The organism is Seonamhaeicola sp. NFXS20, assembly GCF_049132085.1.
GTDB lineage: Bacteria > Bacteroidota > Bacteroidia > Flavobacteriales > Flavobacteriaceae > Seonamhaeicola.
In genome coordinates this window covers 1-1,440 of sequence record NZ_JAFMPU010000037.1, presented here as the reverse complement: position 1 = coordinate 1,440, position 1,440 = coordinate 1, and the positions used below count along the sequence as shown (strand labels likewise).

Sequence of the window (1,440 nt, the reverse complement as noted above, 5' to 3'; positions counted from 1 at the left end):
AACATGCTTTTAAAGCCTTTTAAAACACCAGGATTTTAAGTCTATAAAAACAGAAACCGACTTTAAAAGACGGTTCTAATTATAATTTTAGGATACATTATGGGCTTGTGCAACGGTTACCATTGTTAGCTACCGTTTTTTAGTTCATTTAAATTTTTAATGTTTTTTCCATTTCCATCGAATGGATATTCTTTACTTGGATTTTGATTTATATAATTAAATTCTTTTGATTTCAATTTTTCATTCAGATGTTCATCGCTAAACGAATAGCCCGAAATGAATAAATTTTCTGACTTATTTATTACCTCTCCGAAATTTTTAAATAATTGTTTAAACAAAATATCATTGTCAATTGTGTCCAGTTTTCTGGTCCCAGTTATAAACTTGGGAACTATATCTGGATTATAATCTTGAAGTATTTCCTTGGTATCTGGATTTATTCTAATCGAATTGTGTTTTGTAGAATAATTTGTTGTCATATAATAGTCATATTCTCCAGTTGGTTGCAACCACATACCATTTTGCTCATAATGTCTAAATTGAAAAAAGTCTAAACTCCCGTGAAGTTTATGGATTTTAATTTTTTCGTTAAAAGTATTATTGAAGTATGGAACAGATAAATCGTTATGACTTATTGGTGAATCTTCAACGTTAAATCCTTTAGAATACTTCAATCCATTTAACTCTAAAACTCTTTCCAATAATAAGTCGTGATTTAAAGTAAAAATGTCTACACTCTCAAATTGAGAAATATAGTCTATAAAACCTTGATATATTTCTATCAGTTCAGCATCGTTTTTTGGTATTACTGAAAGAATATCGCCAATCAAATAGTTTAGAATATCGCTTACTTTTTGAAATTGCTTGTGGTCGAATGCAAATAAGTAACTTTTATAGTATTCTTTATTTTTCTCTTCAAGAAAAAAGGGTTTGCCAGTCAGAAGTGCTTTTTTTGCTTTTTCAAATAACTCCTCAACCCAATCAGAGTTTGTGAAATTATCAATAATAAATTGATAAAAATCTTCGTAATAAATAAATTTACCACGGTCAGCAACATAACTTTTTACAAGTTCATCGAATACATATGAATAAGCTATATAGTCATAATTCAATCTACCATTATGCATAAAAGTTTCGTCCTTGCCGTCAATCCAAAACCATTCACTTGATGACGCAGATAAGAGTTTTTCTCTTAAATCTCGATTAAATCTTTCAGCTATTGAACTTGCAGTTGGCATTCCTGCGTTTGCTGAAAATCCAGCTCCTAAAATTACTGTCAAATGATTTCCCATATTTTCGCTCAAATGGTAGCTAACGGACAGCTGTATGGTTAGTGGCTTGGTTTAAGCGTTGGCTTTATGCGGCCATTAATTATACAGCATGTTGTGTGCTTTATATTTTTAATTTAGTTTTTATAAAAGTAAAAAAATAAAGGAACAG

General features: G+C 29.8%; 1 protein-coding gene. It reads right to left on the bottom strand.

Annotated elements, in window-relative coordinates:
* Positions 1-125: 125 nt before the first annotated feature.
* Complete coding sequence (locus tag J1D01_RS17355; RefSeq protein ID WP_421151768.1) at positions 126-1,292, bottom strand: SIR2 family protein; 1,167 nt, start codon at positions 1,290-1,292, stop codon at positions 126-128.
* Between the last annotated feature and the right edge of the window lie 148 nt (positions 1,293-1,440).

Bases quoted from the DNA above. Each gene is read 5' to 3' on its own strand.
- J1D01_RS17355 (WP_421151768.1), bottom strand. From the start codon at position 1,292: ATGGGAAATCATTTGACAGTAATTTTAGGAGCTGGATTTTCAGCAAAC.